The sequence below is a fragment of the Kordiimonas lipolytica genome, from assembly GCF_042651265.1.
Lineage (GTDB): Bacteria > Pseudomonadota > Alphaproteobacteria > Sphingomonadales > Kordiimonadaceae > Kordiimonas > Kordiimonas lipolytica.
Window position 1 is genome coordinate 129,684 of the sequence record NZ_JBHSCR010000002.1, and the last position, 20,716, is coordinate 150,399.

At 56.6% G+C, this 20,716-nt stretch carries 19 protein-coding genes and 1 tRNA gene; 6 read left to right on the forward strand and 14 right to left on the reverse strand.

Features of this window, described 5'->3' with window-relative positions; genetic code table 11:
- Nucleotides 1–22: 22 nt before the first annotated feature.
- The 3 genes from ACFO5Q_RS04145 to ACFO5Q_RS04155 all read right to left on the reverse strand — a co-directional run bounded on the left by ACFO5Q_RS04145 (nt 23) and on the right by ACFO5Q_RS04155 (nt 4,976).
- Nucleotides 23–946 carry a flagellin gene (locus ACFO5Q_RS04145; RefSeq protein WP_068147440.1) on the reverse strand — a complete coding sequence of 308 codons (924 nt, stop codon included), beginning with the start codon at nt 944–946 and terminating at the stop codon, nt 23–25.
- Nucleotides 947–956: 10 nt separating this feature from the next.
- Nucleotides 957–3,065, reverse strand: a complete 2,109-nt coding sequence (gene flgK / locus ACFO5Q_RS04150; RefSeq protein ID WP_068147436.1) for a flagellar hook-associated protein FlgK — start codon at nt 3,063–3,065, stop codon at nt 957–959.
- A 276-nt stretch (nt 3,066–3,341) separates the two neighbouring features.
- Entirely contained in the window at nt 3,342–4,976 is a 1,635-nt protein-coding gene (locus tag ACFO5Q_RS04155) for a sensor domain-containing phosphodiesterase (RefSeq protein WP_068147433.1), read from the reverse strand.
- Between the two features lie 176 nt (nt 4,977–5,152).
- On the opposite strand from ACFO5Q_RS04155, the gene ACFO5Q_RS04160 reads away from it, so the two are divergent.
- Complete coding sequence (locus ACFO5Q_RS04160) at nt 5,153–5,719, forward strand: S24 family peptidase (RefSeq protein ID WP_082719859.1); 567 nt, start codon at nt 5,153–5,155, stop codon at nt 5,717–5,719.
- A 49-nt stretch (nt 5,720–5,768) separates the two neighbouring features.
- Here ACFO5Q_RS04160 and ACFO5Q_RS04165 read toward each other — a convergent pair whose 3' ends face one another.
- From ACFO5Q_RS04165 to ACFO5Q_RS04175, 3 genes are all read right to left on the reverse strand, one after another.
- A complete protein-coding gene (locus tag ACFO5Q_RS04165; protein ID WP_082719858.1) occupies nt 5,769–6,362 on the reverse strand; it encodes a class I SAM-dependent methyltransferase in 594 nt (197 codons plus the stop codon).
- Nucleotides 6,363–6,449: 87 nt separating this feature from the next.
- A tRNA-Leu gene (locus tag ACFO5Q_RS04170) sits at nt 6,450–6,536 on the reverse strand.
- A 157-nt stretch (nt 6,537–6,693) separates the two neighbouring features.
- Complete coding sequence (locus ACFO5Q_RS04175; protein WP_068147423.1) at nt 6,694–7,455, reverse strand: competence/damage-inducible protein A; 762 nt, start codon at nt 7,453–7,455, stop codon at nt 6,694–6,696.
- A 103-nt stretch (nt 7,456–7,558) separates the two neighbouring features.
- On the opposite strand from ACFO5Q_RS04175, the gene ACFO5Q_RS04180 reads away from it, so the two are divergent.
- The 3 genes from ACFO5Q_RS04180 to ACFO5Q_RS04190 are packed head-to-tail and all read left to right on the forward strand — an operon-like array spanning nt 7,559 to nt 10,461.
- The gene (locus ACFO5Q_RS04180; RefSeq protein ID WP_068147420.1) at nt 7,559–8,662 is read left to right on the forward strand and encodes an S-(hydroxymethyl)glutathione dehydrogenase/class III alcohol dehydrogenase; all 1,104 of its coding nucleotides are present in this window, start codon (nt 7,559–7,561) and stop codon (nt 8,660–8,662) included.
- Nucleotides 8,662–9,501 carry an S-formylglutathione hydrolase gene (gene fghA, locus ACFO5Q_RS04185; RefSeq protein ID WP_068147415.1) on the forward strand — a complete coding sequence of 280 codons (840 nt, stop codon included), beginning with the start codon at nt 8,662–8,664 and terminating at the stop codon, nt 9,499–9,501. The genes ACFO5Q_RS04180 and fghA overlap by 1 nt, the downstream gene beginning before the upstream one ends.
- 9 nt (nt 9,502–9,510) lie before the next feature.
- Nucleotides 9,511–10,461 carry a proline iminopeptidase-family hydrolase gene (locus tag ACFO5Q_RS04190; protein WP_068147410.1) on the forward strand — a complete coding sequence of 317 codons (951 nt, stop codon included), beginning with the start codon at nt 9,511–9,513 and terminating at the stop codon, nt 10,459–10,461.
- A gap of 12 nt (nt 10,462–10,473) precedes the next feature.
- Here ACFO5Q_RS04190 and ACFO5Q_RS04195 read toward each other — a convergent pair whose 3' ends face one another.
- Together ACFO5Q_RS04195 and purB are read right to left on the reverse strand one after the other, a co-directional pair.
- Nucleotides 10,474–10,986, reverse strand: a complete 513-nt coding sequence (locus ACFO5Q_RS04195) for a PAS domain-containing protein (RefSeq protein ID WP_068147408.1) — start codon at nt 10,984–10,986, stop codon at nt 10,474–10,476.
- 172 nt (nt 10,987–11,158) lie between these two features.
- Nucleotides 11,159–12,463, reverse strand: a complete 1,305-nt coding sequence (purB, locus tag ACFO5Q_RS04200; protein WP_068147405.1) for an adenylosuccinate lyase — start codon at nt 12,461–12,463, stop codon at nt 11,159–11,161.
- A 141-nt stretch (nt 12,464–12,604) separates the two neighbouring features.
- Here purB and ACFO5Q_RS04205 point away from each other — a divergent pair, with 141 nt between their 5' ends.
- Nucleotides 12,605–13,918, forward strand: a complete 1,314-nt coding sequence (locus ACFO5Q_RS04205; protein WP_068147402.1) for an amidohydrolase family protein — start codon at nt 12,605–12,607, stop codon at nt 13,916–13,918.
- Here ACFO5Q_RS04205 and ACFO5Q_RS04210 read toward each other — a convergent pair.
- From ACFO5Q_RS04210 to sfsA, 5 genes are read right to left on the reverse strand one after another with little or no spacing between them, the layout of a single operon-like run.
- Nucleotides 13,915–14,400, reverse strand: coding sequence for a CYTH domain-containing protein (locus ACFO5Q_RS04210; protein WP_068147400.1), 486 nt, complete (start codon nt 14,398–14,400; stop codon nt 13,915–13,917). The two genes, ACFO5Q_RS04205 and ACFO5Q_RS04210, sit on opposite strands and share 4 nt — an antisense overlap.
- Nucleotides 14,397–14,852: an NUDIX domain-containing protein gene (locus ACFO5Q_RS04215; protein ID WP_068147398.1), complete on the reverse strand. Its 456-nt coding sequence runs from the start codon at nt 14,850–14,852 to the stop codon at nt 14,397–14,399. The genes ACFO5Q_RS04210 and ACFO5Q_RS04215 overlap by 4 nt, the downstream gene beginning before the upstream one ends.
- Before the next feature lie 49 nt (nt 14,853–14,901).
- Complete coding sequence (radC, locus tag ACFO5Q_RS04220) at nt 14,902–15,591, reverse strand: RadC family protein (protein ID WP_068147396.1); 690 nt, start codon at nt 15,589–15,591, stop codon at nt 14,902–14,904.
- Between the two features lie 13 nt (nt 15,592–15,604).
- Complete coding sequence (map, locus tag ACFO5Q_RS04225) at nt 15,605–16,435, reverse strand: type I methionyl aminopeptidase (RefSeq protein ID WP_068147393.1); 831 nt, start codon at nt 16,433–16,435, stop codon at nt 15,605–15,607.
- Between the two features lie 31 nt (nt 16,436–16,466).
- Complete coding sequence (gene sfsA, locus ACFO5Q_RS04230) at nt 16,467–17,177, reverse strand: DNA/RNA nuclease SfsA (protein ID WP_068147390.1); 711 nt, start codon at nt 17,175–17,177, stop codon at nt 16,467–16,469.
- A 434-nt stretch (nt 17,178–17,611) separates the two neighbouring features.
- On the opposite strand from sfsA, the gene ACFO5Q_RS04235 reads away from it, so the two are divergent.
- Nucleotides 17,612–19,801 (forward strand): TonB-dependent receptor, encoded by a 2,190-nt coding sequence (locus ACFO5Q_RS04235; RefSeq protein WP_068147387.1) that lies wholly within the window; start codon nt 17,612–17,614, stop codon nt 19,799–19,801.
- Between the two features lie 115 nt (nt 19,802–19,916).
- On the opposite strand, the gene ACFO5Q_RS04240 is transcribed toward ACFO5Q_RS04235, so the two are convergent.
- Complete coding sequence (locus ACFO5Q_RS04240) at nt 19,917–20,705, reverse strand: SDR family NAD(P)-dependent oxidoreductase (RefSeq protein ID WP_068147384.1); 789 nt, start codon at nt 20,703–20,705, stop codon at nt 19,917–19,919.
- Nucleotides 20,706–20,716: the final 11 nt, after the last annotated feature.

Genomic DNA, 20,716 nt, shown 5'->3' on the forward strand with positions numbered 1-20,716 from the left:
CAATGACAATCGGCCAAAGAGTTTACAGGAAACGCAGCAGCGTCAGTTGCGACAAGGAACTGATAGACTGATAAGACGCCTCAAGCGCTATCTGATCATTGTTCAGCTTGGTCACGGCTTCTGCAATATCCACGTCTTCCATGTCGGCAATGAATTTTTCAAGGAAGATAGCCGTATCTGTATGCTGCTCATCAACAACTTCCAGGCGTTCAAACGACAGACCGTTGGTCACATGAATCTGACGCAAATCATCAATCGCCGTATCAAGAGACTGCAACTGGCCCTGCAGGAAGCTGAATTGAGTTGCTGTCAGCTCGCCCTGTAGCGGGCCGCTACCGCCCTGGTCGAACTGATAAAGATCCAGCATTTCCTGAAAAATACCCTCACCCATGTCATTCGCCAGAATGCCGAACTCGATATCCACGCCATCTGCAATGCGGGCCTCAAAAGACACACTGCCGTTATCGAATGCATCACTTACTGCGCCAAGGGCGTCAAGCTCCGCGAGTGTGCCTACGTTCACAGGCTCTGACCCGGTTTTGGCGCCAGAAAACAGGTACGTGCCATCGAAGTTCGTATTCAGGGCATTGGTCACGAACTTGAAGGTCTGGTCCAGCATCTCGGAAAATCCTTCAGCCTGGCCGTTCGCCAGCGTGGTCTGAATGGTTTCCTTCAGCTTTTCCATGGCGCCCAGCATGCCTTCGATCTGCACGTCGTTGGCATCCAACTTCCCTCGAATAGTATCGATGGTTTGCTGGTAGGTCTCAATCCGTGCCTTGAAGGAGCGTGACCCCAGGATCGTGCTGGTCTCACCTGCCAGCCCTCGGAATTCGTCAGTCTTCTTGCCGCTGGAAATCTGGCGCTGACCTTCGAATACCTTTTGCTGGTTTTCCATAATAGAACGGATAAGCAGCGCTTGCTGACCGAATGATGATACCCGAACCATTTGATGCTCCTTACACTATCGACAGGAGGTCGTCATACAACCCCTGCACACTGGATAGAACACGGGCCGCTGCGCCATATGCATTCTGGTACACGACCAGATTGGCGAGCTCCTCGTCCATATTGACGCCGGAAACGGCAGAATTCCGAGCCTCAACCTCTTGCTTCAGCTCGAGATTGTCTTCTTCAAGGTCTTGCACCCGGCGGGCCTGCAAGCCTGCGTTCCCAAGGAAACGGGCCACATACTGACCGAGCGTGACATTACTACCCTTCAACTCGCCCGCGCTATCAAACGCCACAAGTGACGTCTCAAGGGACTGGAAGGCAAGCGCGCCGCGCTGGTCACCGTCTGTCAGAACCACATCGCCAACCGCGCCAGTTGCGTCAAAAACCGCCAGCGACAGAAGGTTCGGGTCCGAAACAATATCTTCATTGACCGTAACATCACGCGCCGCTTCGACACGGTGCTTGTCGCCGATACCGAACGCCCCGGTGAAGGTAACACCCGTGCTGCCAAGGTCCGTCGTGTCGTTAACAACCTTCAGGCTGAGGCCGTCATAAGAGGCTGTTTCCTGATAGGTCAGCTGGCCATCGCCCTGAAGCGTGAAGGAAAAATATGCACCCAGGCCGCCAACATTGTTCAGTTCGGCGATCATGTCATTGAATGTTGTGCCCGTCGTGCCCACAGAAATCGTAGCCAGCTGCCGCCCCAGGGCGTCCTGCACCTCAAACTCGATCGCCTCAGCTGCGCCAAGGTTGTGATCTTCCGTGCCGTCCAGCCCGGTTTCATAGATGCCGGGACGGTCCGCACTCAAGAGATCATTCATACCGAAGAAGTGCGAAAAACCGCGCCCGGCCCGGTCGCTCGGATCCGCTTCCACGTCGGCGATCACAACGCCGTTCGCGGCGTTGGATGCCGTGAAAGACATGACACCGTTTGTAAGCGCCAGCGACCCATCCGCGCCAAGGGCTGCGTTCACTGCTGCGACAGCCGCATTAAAATCCGGGTATGCGCTGAAATCGATGGTAACGGAATTCACCAGTTGATTGTTGCTGCCATCTACAACCGCAAAGGTAGTCTGGCCGGTGAAACCGGTCGGGTGCGCACCGTCAACATAGGTCTGCTTGCCTTCAAGCGTGTTTGGCGCAGGAACCGCAGAAAACTTGTTCTGAATTGCGTTGAACTGGTCCATCACCCGGGCAGATAATTCGCCCAGCGTCACGCTCAGGTCCACCAGCTGGTTGTCCCGCATTTCCATCAGGCCCTTCAATTTGCCAGACCGGATATGCGGCGTGAGATCAGCTGTGGAGGAAATCTGCTCAAGATTATCGTTCACCCGGTACACGTCGATGGTCGGGAAGGTCGTGCCGGCCTCTACGATCCCGGGCGCATCATATTCGAGCTGGAATAGCGACGTATCAAGCAGTGGATAACCATCGCTCGTCGCGATCTTGACGCCGCCGGCTGCAGTCCGCTCGATCTTAACGTCAATCATTTCTGCCAGATCACCGAGCGCCAGTGCCAACTGACCTTCAAGGCCACCGGATTCTTCACCAAGCGAATAGGCACGCACCAGAAGCGGGTTCAAAGAGTCAATACGCTGCAGCGTCGTATTGATCGCGGTTACCGTTTCCGCCATCTGGGTACTTGCCTCGCCGCGAAGCGATTGAATCTGGTTGTGATAAAGGTTGACCTGATCAGCAAAACTACCAATCTCGGAAAGCATTTGCTGGCGACGCAGGACATCCGCAGGGTTGAGCGCAAGGTCCGCCATAGCCTGATAGATCTGATCCATGCGAGCGGCCAGCGAACTGTCAGACGCCGGATCACCAAGGATACCCTGCAGCCGGTCATGAAACTCACGCTGCACTGTCACTTCCGACAGGTTGGAGGTGGAAGTCCTGAGAGCCGTTTCAAGAAACTGGTCTACGACACGCTTGATGTCCGAAATCATTACACCAGCGGATTGCCCCTGCAACGTATTGGCCTCTGTCTCGACCCGTACGCGGGAGTAGCCCTCGGTATTGACATTGGCGATGTTGTTCGACGTTGCCTGAATTGCCGCCTGGTTGGTGAACAGCCCGCTGAGCGAGGTGTTGATAATACCGTTAATCGACATTGATCATCTCCTCATTCGTTGGCTGAGGACCGGTGCCACGCCGGGCAAAATATGCCACCGACAGCGGGCCGACAGCGGCAAACTTGGCCGCACATACCTTCCCTGGCTGACAGTTAAAACCACTCACTTCGGCATATTTTCGACGTAAAAACATATAGTTAACACACCAATCCTTTGCATTTCTCAAGAGCGCCGCGCTTGTAGCGCATTGCCTTTCGCATACACAAGCAGCAAGGAGTGTGCCAATTAGAGGGAGTTGTATATAGGGAGGGTCAGTTAGCCCTGCATGAACTGAAGCGCTTCATCAGGCGGCATGGGCTTGCCATACAGCCACCCCTGCGCGTAATTGACGCCTATTTCCGCCAGGAATCGGCGCTGCTCTTCATTTTCCACGCATTCGCCAACTGTCTCAATTCCAAGACCTGCGCAAAGGTCTGCCATCGAACGCAGGAAAGAGCGATTTTCGCCGTCTTCAAGACCCTTGCGGATGTAAATTCCGTCGATCTTCACGCAGTCCACCTTCAAAACGCGAAGATACTGCAAGCCCGCAGCCCCTGCCCCGAAGTCATCAAGGCTGACCTTATGACCGAAATCGCGGATACGCCTCAAAATCCTGTTGGTCGTCTCAAGGTCGTCAATCTGGCTGGATTCTGTCAGCTCGAACATCAGGTTCTCGCGGATATCGCCGCAATCCTCAAGAATATTGAAAAAATGGCGCAGAAACCCCTGTGACTGGATCGAATGGCCGGAGATATTCACCGCAGCTGCCACATTATAGCCGATACGCCGCATCCGCTTAATCAGCGACACCACCTTCATGGTCATGGCGAGGTCAAATTCATGGATCACGCCGATATCTTCGGCGAAGCACATGAATTCAAACGGTGATCCCTTGAAAACATTCTGGTCGAAGCGGGCGAGCGCCTCAAAGTGATGCAAGCTGCCGTCATGGATATCGACAATCGGCTGAAGGGCCACATCAAAACGCTCCTGCAGAACGATCTGCTTGAAGGCCTTCAGTTGCGCTTTCACTTTTTCCAGCCGACGTTCATAGCCACCGGTCAAGGCCTGGATTGTCTTGGCATTTTCTCTTGAGGCCGCGCGCTTCATGGCATAGACCGCCGCCTTGACCGCATCGGCTTCGGATATGCCATCTTCGCCGGCCACGGTCACATAGTTGGCACTGTCGCGTCCCTGCTTGAAGGCGCCGCGCATGGCGCTGGAAACTTGTTCCCGCTCATCCGCTTTCGGGCTTTGTGGCGCACCTAAAGGCTGATGCCCCGAGCGCTTGCTTTCAGCCAGATCGCCCGCTGCCCCTTCGGCCGCCGCATCCCCCAGCAAGCGGTGCAAGGCCCACAAGCTGGCCTCTGCTTTGCCCGTGTCCGCCCGCTCGTCCAGCCCCGCCAGCTTCATCAGGGCTTCCGGCACGCTGTGATCGGTGCCTGCGGCATAGTCTGTCAACCGCTGTGCAAGCTTGCCGAAATGATGCCGCTCGAATTGCCGTGGTGAACTGCTTGGCACCCGTTTGGTATCCCCGATCGACAATTGTCCCCAATAGGGGCTGACCGAAAGCTGGATGGCCCCTGGCCCCGCCCCGCGGACGCGCACAGCATGCAGTTCAACAGCACCCGGCATGCCGTCCGTGCGTAAAACCCTGAGCGGCACCGGCCCCACATGCGCCGACTTCAGCAGCTTGTGGCGGACAAGGCGCCAAATAGCAAAATCCTTGGAATGAATATAGGCAGAGAAGGACTGCCCGATGAGGCTTTCGGAAGGACAGCCCAAAAGGCGGTCCATATTGCCGGTGGCATATTCCACCGTATCATCCGGCCCAAGCTCCAGCACAGCTGTTGCCAGCGACCGGTAAAGCCCCGCAAACCTCTGGAGATCGATCGACTGATTGTCGTCCATTTATCTCACCTAACGCGATTTTTGCGGGCGCCCCTCACCCACACACCGGCAGCTCCGAATGCACAGCTAGCATGCCAGTGCCGACAGTATGTCCGCAACAACATTAAAATTCTGTCACTACAACTTTGCGCTTTATTTGACGCGGCCAATCTGCATAATAAGAACAAAAGGAGAACATGATGGACGCACGCGACACATTCAGCATCGCCCCGGACGGATTTGCCGGCGAGACCGCCAATAGGCCAGTCCCCCAACTTGAAAAAACTCAGCCCCCTATTGCAGACGGTCGCACCCACCGCCAGGGGCTGCCACGCAGGACGCAGCGCGCCTTTGCTAGCCTGCAAGAAAGGGCGTTTGGCACCAAACGCGACCTGCCCGTACTGGGACGTGCCCAAGGGGGAAAAGACGGCAATATCATTATGGAAGACAGTGCCATCGACTGGACATTCCGGCCCGCTGACCTGCAGGGCGTGAAGGACGCGTTCGCCGTGTATGTGACAGGCGATTCGATGGTACCCAAATACAAGAATCAGGACCTGGCCTATGTACACCCAACCAAACCGCCACGCAAAGGCCGGTTCGTCCTGGTGGAAACAGCCGACCACACAGGGTTCATCAAGCAATTTGTAAAATGGGATGGCCAGGAGCTTGTGCTGAAGCAATATAATCCCGCCCGGGAGATTCGCCTTCCACGCGAACAGGTAAGCCGCCTTTTGCTTGTCATCGGCAGCCTGGATAGCTGATCAGCCGCCCAGGTGGTCAGTCGCCCAGGTGGTCAGTCGCCCTGGATGATCAGCCCATCTTACGGCAGCAGAATTGGGTACCGTTCAGGAACACAAGGCGCAGGTCTTTCTCATACAGGTTCTTGTGCAGGGCATCAATGACACCGGTGCCCCACCAGAACTGGTCTGTGTAATCGTCGCCATAAATCAGGCCGTTCGGCTTGACCTTGTCATAGAACAGGTCGAAATCCAGGCAGACGCCCTCATAGCTGTGATCGCCGTCCAGATAAACGAAATCCAGGCTGCCGTCCGGGATATGCTCAACCGCACCCTTGGAAAAATCGCGCAGGATTTCCACAGCCGGGTTGTCCGCGAAACGCTTCTGCACGCTTTTGTAGCGCTGGTCCATCTCGCGCTGGGCAACCTTTTTGCCGAACCATGATTTTGCGTATTTCTCGTCCTCGATCACCTGCCAGGGATCGATGAGATACAGTTTTTTCGGGTTGGTCCTGTTGATGATTTTGGCAGAATAATCACCCAGATGGACACCCACTTCGGCGCACACCGCATTCTTGGGCATATGCTGAAGAACCTGCTGTCGTGCATTCATGTCTTGTTCTCGCTCGTTCGATTTTTGACGGTCGATCCAGGACCCCGCCCCCATTTTTTCTCAATGGTGCGCATATCAAACCGGATGGCCGAGCATGTCAATGCAACTACCACGAAATATTGGAAGACGATAAGTGGAAGGTGGTACCCGCAGCCGGACTCGAACCGGCACGACCATACGGTCTCAAGATTTTAAGTCTTGTGTGTCTACCAATTCCACCATGCGGGCACATGAAGGTTGGACAAGCGGGTTATAGAACAGTTTTTTCGCCGATAACAATGACGAAATGCCCTTTGGCAAGATTTTGCCCGCGCTATGCAGATATGTCCGCCGCGGGGGCCTCTGAAACGCTCTGTCTGCTTCCAGCAACCGACGCCACTCAGGCCTAGCTCAGCGTGGTCGGGTGATCCATCTCGAAGCCCATCGCGTCGCACATGTTCATAACCGCGCCCATGGCACCGTCAATCGCGTCCTTGTCGGCGCTGCGGATCACGATGTTGGCGCCATATCCCTGCCCATAGAAGGGATAGCTTCCAATGCTGGTCTGCGGGTAATCATCCTGGATTTTGCCAAGGCCCTCGGCGATCTTGCTTTCCGGTGCATGGACCGTCAGCGAGCTCGTCCATACCTTGCGGCCAGTCTTCAGGTGCGGCCTGATACCTTCCAGCATCGACTGCATGATCTTGGGCACGCCCGCCATGATGAAGACATTATCGATCCGGATACCGGGGGCGATGGACACGGGGTTGTCAATCAGTTCCGCGCCTTTGGGCACGCGCGTCATGCGCTTGCGGGCGTCGGTGAAGTTTTCTTCGCCATAGTATTCGAGCATCCGGCGATAGGCTTCGGGGTGAACAACCACCGGAACCTCAAAGGCAGCCGCGACACTGTCGACGGTAATATCATCATGGGTGGGGCCGATGCCGCCAGTGGTGAACAGATAATCAAATTTTAACCGGAGCGCGTTCACGGCTGCTGCGATCTCGTTTTCGATATCGGGCACCACGCGCACTTCCGCAAGCTGGATACCGATCTCATTCAGCCACACCGCCAGATACGACAGGTTCGCATCCTTCGTGCGACCGGATAAAATCTCATCGCCAATGATGAGAAGTGCCGCACTGATATCTTTCACCGTTTCAGCCATGCATTTTTTCCTGTTAGTCCCCCAAGGGCTTGCACTTTAGTGCCCTGATCGGTTTAAGTACACTCAGATTAACAATACGATTCAAAATGTAAGAGGGATTACCATGAAAACACGTGCTGCTGTCGCCTGGGGCGCAGGAAAACCGCTCAGCGTTGAAGAGGTGGACCTTGAAGGCCCGAAGGCGGGCGAGGTTCTTGTGGAAATCAAGGCCACCGGCGTATGCCACACCGATGCCTTCACGCTTTCGGGTGACGACCCTGAAGGCGCGTTCCCTGCGATCCTGGGCCACGAAGGCGCGGGCGTGGTGCTCGAGGTCGGCGAAGGCGTGAAAAGCCTGAAGCCGGGTGACCATGTGATCCCCTTGTATACGCCAGAGTGCCGCGAGTGTGATTATTGCCTGCACCCCAAGACAAACCTGTGCCAATCCATCCGCGAAACGCAGGGCAAGGGCGTGATGCCGGACGGCACCAGCCGGTTCTCGATCGATGGCAAGCCGATCCTTCATTATATGGGCTGCTCGACCTTCTCGAACCACACGGTGCTGCCAGAAATCGCGCTGGCAAAGGTGCGCGAAGACGCGCCGTTCGACAAGATCTGCTACATCGGCTGCGGTGTCACGACCGGCGTGGGCGCGGTGGCGTTCGACGCGAAGGTTGAGCCCGGCTCGAATGTCGTGGTGTTTGGTCTTGGCGGTATCGGCCTCAACGTGATCCAAGGGGCACGCATGGTTGGCGCCAACAAGATTGTTGGTGTGGATATCAACCCCGCCCGCGAAGCCATGGGCCGCCAGTTCGGCATGACAGACTTCATCAACCCCAAGGAATGTGACGTGATGGAAGCCATCATGGACCTCACCAACGGAGGCGCGGACTATAGCTTCGAGTGCATCGGCAATGTGAACACCATGCGACAGGCGCTTGAGTGCTGCCACAAAGGCTGGGGCGAAAGCATCATCATTGGCGTTGCGGGCGCGGGCCAGGAAATCTCCACCCGTCCGTTCCAGCTGGTAACCGGGCGCGTCTGGCGCGGGTCGGCCTTCGGTGGCGCACGCGGCCGCACGGACGTACCAAAGATTGTCGACTGGTACATGGACGGCAAGATCAATATCGACGACCTGATCACCCACAAGATGCCGCTGGATGAGATCAACACTGCGTTTGACCTGATGCACGAAGGCAAATCCATCCGCTCCGTGGTGGAATTCTGATGTCATTCGAGATTATCTCAGAGACCCAATGTTTCGGCGGTACGCAGGGCTACTACCGCCACGCTGCCGAAACAACCAAGTGCGACATGCGCTTTAGCGTGTTCACGCCGCCGCAGGCCCTCGACGGGCCTGTGCCGGTGGTGTGGTACCTGTCTGGCCTCACGTGCACGGAAGACAATGCGACCGTGAAGGCCGGTTTCCAACGCGTGGCCGCGGAACTGGGGCTGATGATCGTCTGCCCGGACACCAGTCCGCGCGGCGACGACGTGCCGGACGATGAAGCCTATGACTTCGGCAAGGGCGCAGGTTTTTATGTGAATGCCACAGAGGCCCCGTGGAACACCCATTTCCATATGTATGACTATGTGACGCGTGAGCTCCCTGCCCTGATCAAGGAAGAGTTCAACGCAGACATGAACCGCCAGGGCATCACCGGCCACTCGATGGGCGGGCATGGCGCTCTGACCATCTTTTTGAAGAACCGCGAGACATTCCGGTCTGTCTCGGCCTTCGCGCCGATTGTCTCGCCCATGAACTGTCCGTGGGGCGAGAAGGCGCTGACAGGATACATCGGCGCTGACCGCGCGGCCTGGGCAGACTATGACGCCTGCGCCCTTCTGGAAAGCGGCGGTGCAACAGAAGTAAATATTCTTATCGATCAAGGCCTTGCGGACAATTTCCTGGAAGGCCAGTTGAAGCCTGAGCTATTTGAAGCCGCGTGCGAGAAGGTTGGGCAAAAGGTCACGCTCCGCCGTCACGCGGGCTATGATCATAGCTATTTCTTCATCTCAAGCTTCATTGAAGATCATCTGCGCCATCACGCTGACGCACTCAAATAGGACACACACATGCTCCGCTTTGCTCTCGCCGCCATTCTTGCGCTTACCGCCTTTGCCCTGCCCGCCCAGGCCCATCAGGACCCGGAAATCGCAGGCTTCATCCAGGTGGACGGCGGCAAGATTTGGTACCGCTTGAATGGGCGCGAGCATCTGGGCAAGCGCCCGGCGATCATCGTGATGCACGGCGGCCCTGGCGGCACACACCGGGGGAACATGCCGTATGTGGCGCTTGCGGACGAATATCCAGTGATCCTTTATGACCAGCTGGGCACGGGCAATTCAGAGCGCCCGAACAACCCTGCCAATTGGCGCGTTGAGCGGTTCGTGGCGGAGATCGATCATATCCGTGAAGCACTCGGGCTTGATGAAGTGATTATCGCGGGCCACAGCTGGGGCGGGACGCTGGCGGCTGAATATGCCGTCAGGAACCCAGACGGCCTCAAGGCTGCAATCCTTTCAAGCCCGCTGATTTCCACCCACCAATGGATCGCGGATAATCAGGAATGGATTGACCAACTACCACCCGAGACCGCAGCAACCATCCGCAAGCATGAAGCCGAGGGCACCACCAACCACCCGGATTACCGGGCTGCGGAAGAAGCCTTTTATGCCCGCCATATGTGCCGCACCGAAGGCTGCCGCAACAGCCGCTACCGTGTGGACGGCCCGGACTGGAACCCGGTGATGTATGAAATCATGTGGGGACCAACCGAATTTTTCGCGCCCGGCACGCTGAAGGATTACGACATCAGCCCACAGCTTCCCAATATTGCTGCCCCCACCCTGATGATCTGCGGTGAATATGACGAGGCCGCGCCCAAGAGCTGCCGCAAGTTCGGCGGTATGATCCCTGATGCCAAGACTGTGATTGTCCCTGGCGCCGGGCACGCCACCATGGGCGACAATGAAGAGTTTTACTTGATGGCGCTGCGGATTTTCCTGAAGGGCATTGAGGATTAGGCCTGCAGGTGCCTAGCGGCTAGCCTCATAGGTGCGCCCCACTTCGACCGACATACACAAGAGATGGGCAAGATTGCCGTCACCATCCGAAAGCGGGAACAAAGCGTTTTCGGTGACCACCGTCTCGCGTCCGAACGGCGCCAGCTCAAACAGATAGAAAACCGGTGCGCGCCTTTTCATGCACAGGCCATATATTTCGCCGCGCCAGTCCAGCTCTTCAGGCGTTTCGCTGAGAAGCGTGCCGGTATAATCCTTGCCAAGCATGTCAGCCACACTTGATCCGAGAAGGCGGATACGGTAGTCCTTACCACCATCAAGAATGTCCACAATATAGATGTATGGCAGATAGCGTGCCATCAGCGAGGGGTGCAGATCAGACTTTAGTGGAAACTCCCGGTCCCCCTTCTTCTCCCGCCACAAATTGAAAACCGCTTTTGGTCCGGCAGCTTCCGGAAGAGCCAGCTCTTTCGAGGGCTTGTTTGGCATACCAAAGGGGAAGTCTGAAATATCGTCCCGGCTGGCCAAGTGCGGGCACTCCTTGTTGTGTAGGCAGTCTGGCTTGTCACAAAGCTGGCATGATTGCTTTGGCCTTGCAATAGCTTTGCGCGGTACATGCGTCCCTCAAATCAGCCCACAAAAACGAAAAGGGCCGCACCCAACCGGTGCAGCCCTTTTCGTCGTTTTGTTTTAAGCAGGGTTAGGCGTCGCCAAACACCCGCTTGAAGATCGTGTCTACATGCTTGGTGTGGTAATCCATGTTGAACATCTCATCGAGCTCAGCTTCGGATACCTTCGCCGTCACGGTCTTGTCAGCCTTCAGAAGGTCCAGAAGCTGCAGCGTGCCGCGGCTATCCCACACCTTCATGGCGTTTTCCTGCACGAGGCGGTAAGCGTCCTCGCGGCTCACGCCGGCTTGCGTCAGCGCAAGCAGTACGCGCTGGCTGTTCGGCAGGCCGCCCATCTTATTCATGTTATCGAGCATGTTCTCTGGGTACACCAGCAGCTGGTCCATCACGTTCGTCAGGCGCGCGAGGGAGAAATCGAGCGCCACAGTCGCGTCTGGGCCGATATAGCGCTCAACGGAGGAGTGGGAGATATCCCGCTCGTGCCACAGCGCCACGTTTTCCATGGCCGGGATTGCCATCGCGCGAATGTAACGCGCCTGGCCGGTGAGGTTTTCGGTCAGGATCGGGTTTTTCTTGTGCGGCATCGCGCTTGAACCCTTCTGACCCTTGGAGAAATATTCCTGAGCTTCCAGAACTTCGGTGCGCTGCAGGTGGCGCACTTCCACCGCCAGACGCTCGATACAGCTGGCGACAACACCCAGCACGGCAAAATACATGGCGTGGCGGTCACGCGGGATCACCTGCGTGGACACAGGCTCGACCTCAAGGCCCATTTTTTCTGCCACATATTCTTCAACGAACGGGTCGATGTTGGCGAATGTGCCCACCGCACCGGAGATCGCACAGGTCGCGACTTCCTTGCGCGCCATTTTCATACGCTCAAGGCAGCGGTCAAACTCAGCGTAGGCTTGCGCCATCTTGAGGCCGAAGGTAACAGGCTCTGCATGGATGCCGTGGCTGCGGCCGATGCACACGGTGTATTTGTGCTCTTCCGCGCGACGCTTCAGCACCACCAAGAGCTTCTCAAGGTCGTCGATGATGATGTCTGCGGCCTGCACCAGTTGAACGCTGAGGCAGGTATCCAGAACGTCAGAGGACGTCATGCCCTGGTGCACGAAACGCGCTTCGTCACCCACGTGTTCCGCGAGGTTCGTCAGGAAGGCGATCACATCGTGCTTCACTTCGCGCTCGATCTCGTCGATGCGCTCAACTTCGAACTTACCGCGCTCCCACACAGCTTTGGCAGCGGCTTCAGGGATACGGCCAAGCTTGGCGTTGGCGTCACAGGCGTGGGCTTCAATCTCGAACCAGATACGGAACCGGTTTTCCGCTTCCCAAATGTCGGTCATTTGCTTGCGGGAATAACGAGGGATCATGGGGCGCGCTCCTCAGGGGGAAATGGTCAAAAACAAAATCTGCCGGTCACCTATCAGAAAGCACGGCTGATCGCAAGTTTCCTTGACACATCAGCCCTGCAGCCAGAGCATAACAGCCTGGCTTTATCGGGGAGGGTTAGAATGCGTATCCTTGCAACCATTATGTGCGCGCTGTGCGTTGCCTCTGCTTCATTCGCAGACAACGTCCAGATCGAGAATGTCACCGTCATTTCCATGGACGGGGGCCAAGTCATAAAAGACGCCGTAGTGACCATTGAAGGTGACCGAATCGTCTATGTCGGGACGGTCGCAGATGCGCCGCACCTGCACGGAACACACAAGATCATCGACGGCACCGGCAAATATCTGATACCCGGCCTTGCCGAGATGCATGGCCACCTGCCCTACGGCAGCTGGGGCAAGCAGCAGACCGAAGAAACCCTGTTCCTCTATCTCGCTGGCGGTGTCACCACCGTGCGCGGCATGCTGGGGGACCCGGTGCAGTTTGAGCTGAGGGACAAAATCAAGGCTGGCGAGATTGCCGGGCCGACGCTTTACCTGGCAGCCCCCAGCCTTAATGGCCGCAGCGTCAGCTCGCCCGAGGATGGTGAGCAGAAACTGCGCCTCTATGCCAGCCAGGGCTGGGATCTGCAGAAAATCCATCCAGGGCTGAGCCTACCGGAATATGACGCGATCGCGCGTGCGGCCAACGAGCTTGGCTTTCCCTTCGGTGGCCATGTGCCGGCGGACGTGGGCATCGATCACGCGCTGAAATCGCACCAGATATCGGTCGACCATATGGACGGCTATCTGGAATGGCTTGGCGGCTACACCAAAGAGCTGACGGATCAGGATTTCGCCCACGCGGTGGCAATCACCAGAGCAAGTGGCACGTGGATTGTACCGACGCAGGAGCTGTTCAACACCTTCTACAGCCGTGGCGAAGACTACCCGGTGCTATCTGACGAACAGGTCAAAGTCCTGCTGGCCCGGCCCGAGAATGCCTATGTGCCGCGCGCGATGCTGACGCGGTGGGAGCAGACGGCGCGGTCGGCCACACCGAACCCTGTGGCAATCCAAAACCGGCAGCAGCTCTTGAAAGCCTTCGCGGACGGCGGCGTCAACCTTGCGCTTGGTTCAGATGCGCCGCAAACCTTCTCTGTACCCGGTTTCTCGATATGGCGTGAGATTGAGGTGATGGCGGAAGCCGGCCTGACCCCCGCGCAGATCCTTGAGATGGCAACTGCAGCACCCGGGCGCTATTTCAAGGATAAAGACGATTTCGGGGCTGTGACTGTTGGGGCACGGGCAGACCTAATTCTTCTGGATGCCGACCCGCGCGAAGATGCGATGAACCTGACCAAACAGGCGGGCGTTGTGGCCGCAGGGCGCTGGTACAGCAGGGAAGCGATTGATGCACGTCTAGCCGAGATCGCCGCGCGTCACGCCAACTAGGCTCCGTTAAGAAGAGCGATGAAATCGCTGCGCCACCGTGAGATGGGGTTTCGGGCCAGGTTTGCGTTTTGGAAGCAGGCATCGCCCGACACTTCCTTGCCGATCCACGCCGGGCGTTCGAAATACTCGTCCTTGGCCTGCAGTTCGACCTCTGCCAACCACAGGCCTTCATTGGGCCCTTTGAACACATCAACCGACCAGACATGCTTGCCTGATTTGATGCTGTGCCGGGTTTTCTCAACCGGGGCTTCAAGGGCGCTATCAATCAGCGACAGCGCTTCGGCGTCCGACAGCTTGCGCTCAATTTCCTTGCGTTCAATGCCTTTGCCGACCTTGACAGTCATCACATAACCGCCTTCGTAGCGCCGCACCCTCAGGGACCGCCCATCCCCGCGCATGACATACCACTGGGATATCTCTTTCCCACCCTTCAGGTCCAGGATACCTGGCCGTACAAGGAATTTACGCTCTATCTCGATCACGGCTTGATTTTACCTGCACGCAGGAAACAGATATGCAGGGCGTTGGCATAACCGGGCGGGATGTCACCAATTTTCGCAATCGCCTTCGGGCCCTTGAACTCGCCCCATCTGTGTTCGTTCGACAGCGTGATCTCGACATCCTTGGCCTTCTCAGGCAAATGTGCGGTAAACACCAGCACAAGGCGATCACCAAGGGTCGGGTGATGCTTCACCCAACTGGAAACAAATTCGAATTTTTTTGCCTTGAGGCCTGCCTCTTCCTTCATTTCGCGCTTCAGCGCCTTGAAAAGGTCTTCGCCGCTTTCAACCTTGCCGCCCGGCAGGTCAAAAAGGCCGCTGGACTTACGCATGACCAGTGCCTTGCCGTCCTTGGACATCAGAACCACCTTGGCCGATACCGGCAGGTCTTGCTCTAGCTCCTTACGGGTGGACTTAACTTGTTCCCAATACATCAAACTTCCTTAAACTGGGGCTTTCCGGTCATTCTTTTCGCGCCGGTGTTTAGAGTAACCCCAAATCCTTAAAACTTGCCTGCCCTGTTTTCCCGACAATGATATGGTCGTGCACCTTGATCCCAACACGGTGGCAGGCGTCTGAAATTTCCTTTGTCATTTGCACATCTGCGTGGCTGGGCGCCGGGTCTCCTGATGGATGATTGTGAACAAGTATAAGGGCGCCGGCTTCAAGTTCAAGGCCGCGGCGCACGACCTCGCGCGTATAGACGGCGGTTCGGTCAATTGTGCCGTCCGATAGCACCTCGTCCGCAATAAGGGCATTCTTCCGGTCAAGAAACATCAGGCGGAACTGTTCACGCGGGATATTGCCCATGGCACCCTGCAGATATTCCTGGACCGCAGCCCAGTTACCCATCACAGGGCGGCCCGTTGCCCCTGCGCGCGACAGATGCAGTGCAGATGCCTGCACGGACTTGATGGCGGCGATGGCCGTGTCACCAAGCCCTTTCATGCCACGCAGTTTGTCCACATCCGCGCTGAGAACCGCAGCGTAACTGCCGAAGCGGGCGATCAGGTCTTTTGCAAGAGGTTTGACATCACGGCGAGGGATGGCAAGAAACAGGATCAACTCCAGAAGCTCATAGTCGGCGAGCGCGTCGGCCCCGCCCTTCAGGAAGCGCTCCCGAAGCCTGGACCTGTGGCCCTTGACATGATCCCTGTTGTCCGTATCCCCCATCCGGTTCCTTTGGCTATTCCACGCCGTCATAAGGCGGGCAGAACCAGCCTTTCGGTGATTTGGTGAAGACTTCATAACCGTCTTCTGTGACAGCCAGCGTATGCTCGAACTGCATCGACAAGGTCTTGTCTCGGGTTACCGCCGTCCAGCCGTCGGCCAAAATCTTGGACCCTGGTTTGCCTGCGTTCACCATGGGTTCGATTGTGAAGAACATGCCGGGCTTGAGCTCTGGGCCCGTGCCCGGCTTGCCGAAATGCATTACGCTGGGTTCATCATGAAACACGCGGCCAATACCATGGCCACAAAAGTCGCGCACAACGCTGTAGCGGTGGGCTTCAACGTGGGTCTGAATGGCATGGCCAATGTCACCAAGGCGCGCGCCGGGCTTCACGGCTTCAATGCCTTTCCAAAGGGCCTCGAATGTCACCTGACACAGGCGCTGTGGCAATAATTTGGGCTTGCCAACAAAGAACATGCGGCTCGTGTCGCCATACCAGCCATCAAGGATAACCGTTACATCGATATTCAGGCTGTCGCCTTCCTTCAACTTTTTCGACCCCGGGATACCGTGACAGATCACATGATTGATCGATGTACAGATGGATTTCGGGAAACCGCGGTAATTCAGCGGCGCGGGAATAGCGTTATGGTCCAGAATAAATTCGTGGCACAAGCGGTCCAGCTCTTCCGTGGTCACCCCTGCCTTTACGTGCGGCGTGATATAGTCAAGCGTCTCGGCAGCCAATTTGCCTGCCGCGCGCATACCGTCGAATGCCTCAGGACCATGGATCTTGATTGCACCAGTGCGTGCTTCGGGCACGTCAACCGCATCTACATAATTCATCTTGTCATTCCCGCATCAGTCACTGTTCGGCCTAGAAGCCCATAGGCATCGGGCGATCCACCCGTATGCCTTCTGTCGACAGGTCACAAACATAACACAAAGTTTCTACGCCCGCCTCTTTAGCTTCCCTAAGCGCCGCCGCATAAGTCGGATCAATATCCGCCGCTGGCGCAAAAGACAAGCAATCACCGCGCTGCACAAGGTAAAGCATGACGGCCCGGTGCCCTTCAGTGACCATATCCATTAGTTCGCGCAGGTGTTTGGTGCCCCGCGCTGTCACTGCGTCCGGGAACTGGGCATCATCCCCCACCTTCAGCGTAACATTTTTCACTTCAACAAAGCATTGCGCCGACTTACTGGCCTCCTCAGGTGCCTCGAGAAGGATATCGATACGGCTGTTCTGACCGTATTTCACTTCCCGCCTGAGGCTGCCGTAGCCCGCGAGTTCCGGGATCACGCCGCCAAGGATCGCTTCTTCGGCCAGTTTGTTCGGGTGGCTTGTATTAATGCCGACAAGGTGGCCATCCACTTCCACCATTTCCCAACGCCAATCCAGCTTGGCTTTGGGGTTGGTGTTTGGCGAAAGGTAAACCCGACTGCCGGGCTCCTTGCAGCCAAGCATGGAACCTGAATTGGCGCAATGCGCCACAACAACGCTACCGTCAGGCAGCTCCACATCCGCTAGGAAACGCTTGTAGCGCTTGATCAGGCGACCCTCAGTCAGTGCATTCTCGAAAATCATGGCTGCACCCTATCCACTCGCTGAAGCCCAATCAAGTATCACTAAGCATTTGACCAAAAAAGCCGTTGCGCTATGTCGCTCACAAAATAGTTGATGAAAGTGATATAAAATTGTCGACAATATGATATGAAATATCCCGACAAAGTTTCAAGTCACCCATCAAACGAGGAAAAACAGGGAGGGTACGCAGCCACTTTTATAACCTTTGCATGAGCGCCACACTGGTTTGGTTGCTTATCTGCAACACTTTGACTTCTTGGTCAGCATTGTTGTGAAGCGACAGATGGAAAAATATTCTCATCAGGTACAGCCTATGCAAACTAAGGCTCTGGACGCATTATCCAAAGTCAGATGCCCAGCACCACTGGCATCGCGCGTTTCCCAAAGTTGCTTATAAAAATAGAAGCTGCGTACTTCGAATGAGGAAATTCACCATGAAAAAAACTTGGTTCAACCATAGCGCATGCCTGATCGCGGGCTGTTCAGCGCTGGCCCTTTCTGTAGGCGCCAATGCTCAGAGCGCAAGCGACGGTTTCGCCCTTGAGGAAATCGTTGTAACCGCCCAGAAGCGGGAACAGAGCCTTCAGGACGTTCCGATCTCCATCTCCGCACTGAGCGGCGACAAGATCAACACCTTCGCAGCTGGCGGCGAAGATATCCGCCTCCTGTCCAGCCGCGTACCTGGCCTCAACGCTGAATCATCGAACGGTCGCGTTGCTCCGCGTTTCTATATCCGCGGTCTCGGCAACACTGACTTTGACCTCGCGGCGTCCCAGCCGGTTTCCGTTGTTGTCGACGAGGTTGTGCAGGAAAACGTGATCCTGAAAAGCTTCCCGCTTTTCGACGTTGAGCGCGTTGAAGTACTGCGCGGCCCGCAAGGCACCCTGTTTGGCCGTAACACACCGGCGGGCATCATCAAGTTTGACACCCGCAAGCCAACCCAGGAAGCCGAAGGCTACCTGTCTGCGAGCTACGGCTCATATGGCACGGGTTCTGTTGAATTCGCACAGGGGGGCGGCATCAGCGACAAGCTGTCTGCTCGTGTGTCCATGCTCTACAGCCGCCGCGATGACCACATCGACAATGCATATCTTGACGAAGATGATGCCCTTGGCGGCTTCGAAGAATTTGCTGGCCGTCTGCAGCTGATGTTCGAGCCAACTGACACCTTCAGCGCCCTGACCAATGTTCACTTCCGTAGCCTGTCGGGTACCAGCTCGCTATTCCGTGCGAATATCCTGACCACAGGCAGCAATGACCTGAACGGCAACTTCGACCGTGATACAGTCTACTTCGGTGACGATCATGGCAACCCGCAGGAATATGACAGCTGGGGCGCATCCCTGAAGATGGTCAAGGACTTCAACAACGAGATGACCCTGACGTCCATCACGGCCTATGAGACCACCAACGGCTCCAGCCTTGGTGATATCGACGGCGGTAACCCGGATGGCCCAGGTTTCATTCCATTCCAAAGCACGACACAAGACCATATCGATGATCTGGACCAGATCACGCAGGAACTGCGCCTGTCCCAGCAAGCATCCGACCAGCTGTTCTATCAGGTTGGCTTCTTCTTCTTCGATAGCGACTTCACTGTGCGCACCTCGCCTTTCTTCGTACCGGACTCAACAGTTCGTCACCAGAACACTGCCTGGGCGCTCTTCGGCCAGGTCAGCTATGACATCCAGCCAGAAACCACGTTGACTATTGGCATGCGCTATACGGATGACGAAAAGACTGCTGACGCCTACTCTGGCGCATTCGGTGCCCAGCTTGACACTGTTGAGCTTGAAGGCGACCGAGTGAGCTGGGACGCTGCTATCAACCATGCGGTGAATGACGACCTTTCCGTCTATGCGCGCGTGGCTTCCGGCTTCCGCGCCCCAACCATTCAGGGCCGTGACGTTGCCTTCTTCGGCGTTCCAACAACCGCCAAGGAAGAGACAATCATGTCCTACGAGGCTGGCTTCAAGGCAACCCTAGCCGAGAACCGCCTGCGCTGGAATGGTGCGGTCTTCTACTATGACGTATCCGACCTGCAAGTGACCGCCGTTGGTGGCGCCACCAACAGTGTTCAGCTTGTGAGCGTGGACGAAGTAATCGGTTACGGCTTCGAGACAGACATCGAATGGCTGGCTTCCGAAAATCTGACCATCACGGCAGGCCTTGGTTACGCCAACACGCAAATCAACGATACGGGCCTGCGCGTTCCCACCTGTGGCTCCGGCCAGTGTACGCCGATTGATCCGCTCGACGACGATGGTTACGCAATCGTAGACGGCAACCCGCTGCCACAGGCGCCGGACTGGACCGTCAACTTCACAGCTGACTACCACCGGGAAATGGGTGACGGCGAGTTCTTCACCTTCGTTGACTTTGCCCTGCAGGGTGACACCAACATGCTTCTCTATGATGCCGAAGAATTCTCCACCAGCGGCACGTTCGAACTCGGCGCCCGCATGGGTTACCGCTTCGGTGAAGCGCTGCAGCACGAAGTATCCATCTTCGGCCGCAACATCACCAATGAAGCTAACCTCAAGGGTGTGATCGACTTCAACAACAACACGGGCTTTGTGAACGCACCGCGCGTGTTTGGTATCGGTCTTTCCACTCGCTGGTAAGCTAGCTGACATTCAAACATTTTGGAAACGGGGGCATAAGCTCCCGTTTTCTTTTGCCCACAAAAAAAGCCCGGCTCACGGCCGGGCTTTAGCGTTTTACGGAAGTCTAGGCGCCTTATGGCACCAGCTTCACCGAATGGGCCCCATCCACCGGAAGGGCGACACCAGTAGTGAAGCTTGAAGCCGGACTTGCCAGCATCAGCATTGGCGGCACAAGCTCAGGCAGCTCGCCCGCGCGCCGCGCTGGGGTCATTGCCAGCATCTGCTGCCCACGCTCGGTTTTCAGGCCTTCCTCGTTGATCTCAGTCACGAAAAAGCCCGGGCAAAGGGCGTTGACGCGGATGCCGTATCGCTGCCATTCAAGAGCCATGGCTTTGGTCATCTGGATCACGCCTGCCTTGCTGGTCGCGTAGCTTAAGTGCTGGTTCGATACACCAAGCCCCAGAATGGAGGCCGTATTGATGATGCTGCCTTTCAGGCCGGCGCTGATCATATGTTTGGCAGCGGTCTTGCCAACGCGCCACATGCCTTTGAGGTTGGTATCCATCATATGGTCCCACTGCTCTTCGGTTTCCTCAAGCGCGCGAACCTGGTGCCCAACACCCGCGTTAGCGCACACCACCGTGGGTGTGCCCAGCTGGTCTTCGGCGTCTGTGAAAGCTGCTTCAACGCTTGCAGTGTCCTTCACATCCATCGACAGCGCGAGCGTGCGGCGATCAGTTTCAGACGCAATCTCTTTCGCCAATTCCTCAATCCGGTCCAGCCGCCGGGCACACAGCACCACGTCGGCTCCGGCATGCGCGAGGGCGCGGGCGAACTCGGCCCCGATGCCGGAGGATGCTCCAGCCACCAGGGCAACTTGCCCTTCAAGGCTGAAAAGACCATTCAGATAATCATTGCTCATTATTCTCTCCT

Excerpts from the sequence above, each read along its gene's own strand:
- ACFO5Q_RS04145 (WP_068147440.1), bottom strand. The coding sequence starts at position 946 with ATGGTTCGGGTATCATCATTCGGTCAGCAAGCGCTGCTTATCCGTTCT.
- flgK (WP_068147436.1), bottom strand. The coding sequence starts at position 3,065 with ATGTCGATTAACGGTATTATCAACACCTCGCTCAGCGGGCTGTTCACC.
- ACFO5Q_RS04155 (WP_068147433.1), bottom strand. The coding sequence starts at position 4,976 with ATGGACGACAATCAGTCGATCGATCTCCAGAGGTTTGCGGGGCTTTAC.
- ACFO5Q_RS04160 (WP_082719859.1), top strand. The coding sequence starts at position 5,153 with ATGATGGACGCACGCGACACATTCAGCATCGCCCCGGACGGATTTGCC.
- ACFO5Q_RS04165 (WP_082719858.1), bottom strand. The coding sequence starts at position 6,362 with ATGGGGGCGGGGTCCTGGATCGACCGTCAAAAATCGAACGAGCGAGAA.
- ACFO5Q_RS04175 (WP_068147423.1), bottom strand. The coding sequence starts at position 7,455 with ATGGCTGAAACGGTGAAAGATATCAGTGCGGCACTTCTCATCATTGGC.
- ACFO5Q_RS04180 (WP_068147420.1), top strand. The coding sequence starts at position 7,559 with ATGAAAACACGTGCTGCTGTCGCCTGGGGCGCAGGAAAACCGCTCAGC.
- fghA (WP_068147415.1), top strand. The coding sequence starts at position 8,662 with ATGTCATTCGAGATTATCTCAGAGACCCAATGTTTCGGCGGTACGCAG.
- ACFO5Q_RS04190 (WP_068147410.1), top strand. The coding sequence starts at position 9,511 with ATGCTCCGCTTTGCTCTCGCCGCCATTCTTGCGCTTACCGCCTTTGCC.
- purB (WP_068147405.1), bottom strand. The coding sequence starts at position 12,463 with ATGATCCCTCGTTATTCCCGCAAGCAAATGACCGACATTTGGGAAGCG.
- ACFO5Q_RS04205 (WP_068147402.1), top strand. The coding sequence starts at position 12,605 with ATGCGTATCCTTGCAACCATTATGTGCGCGCTGTGCGTTGCCTCTGCT.
- ACFO5Q_RS04215 (WP_068147398.1), bottom strand. The coding sequence starts at position 14,852 with ATGTATTGGGAACAAGTTAAGTCCACCCGTAAGGAGCTAGAGCAAGAC.
- radC (WP_068147396.1), bottom strand. The coding sequence starts at position 15,591 with ATGGGGGATACGGACAACAGGGATCATGTCAAGGGCCACAGGTCCAGG.
- map (WP_068147393.1), bottom strand. The coding sequence starts at position 16,435 with ATGAATTATGTAGATGCGGTTGACGTGCCCGAAGCACGCACTGGTGCA.
- sfsA (WP_068147390.1), bottom strand. The coding sequence starts at position 17,177 with ATGATTTTCGAGAATGCACTGACTGAGGGTCGCCTGATCAAGCGCTAC.
- ACFO5Q_RS04235 (WP_068147387.1), top strand. The coding sequence starts at position 17,612 with ATGAAAAAAACTTGGTTCAACCATAGCGCATGCCTGATCGCGGGCTGT.
- ACFO5Q_RS04240 (WP_068147384.1), bottom strand. The coding sequence starts at position 20,705 with ATGAGCAATGATTATCTGAATGGTCTTTTCAGCCTTGAAGGGCAAGTT.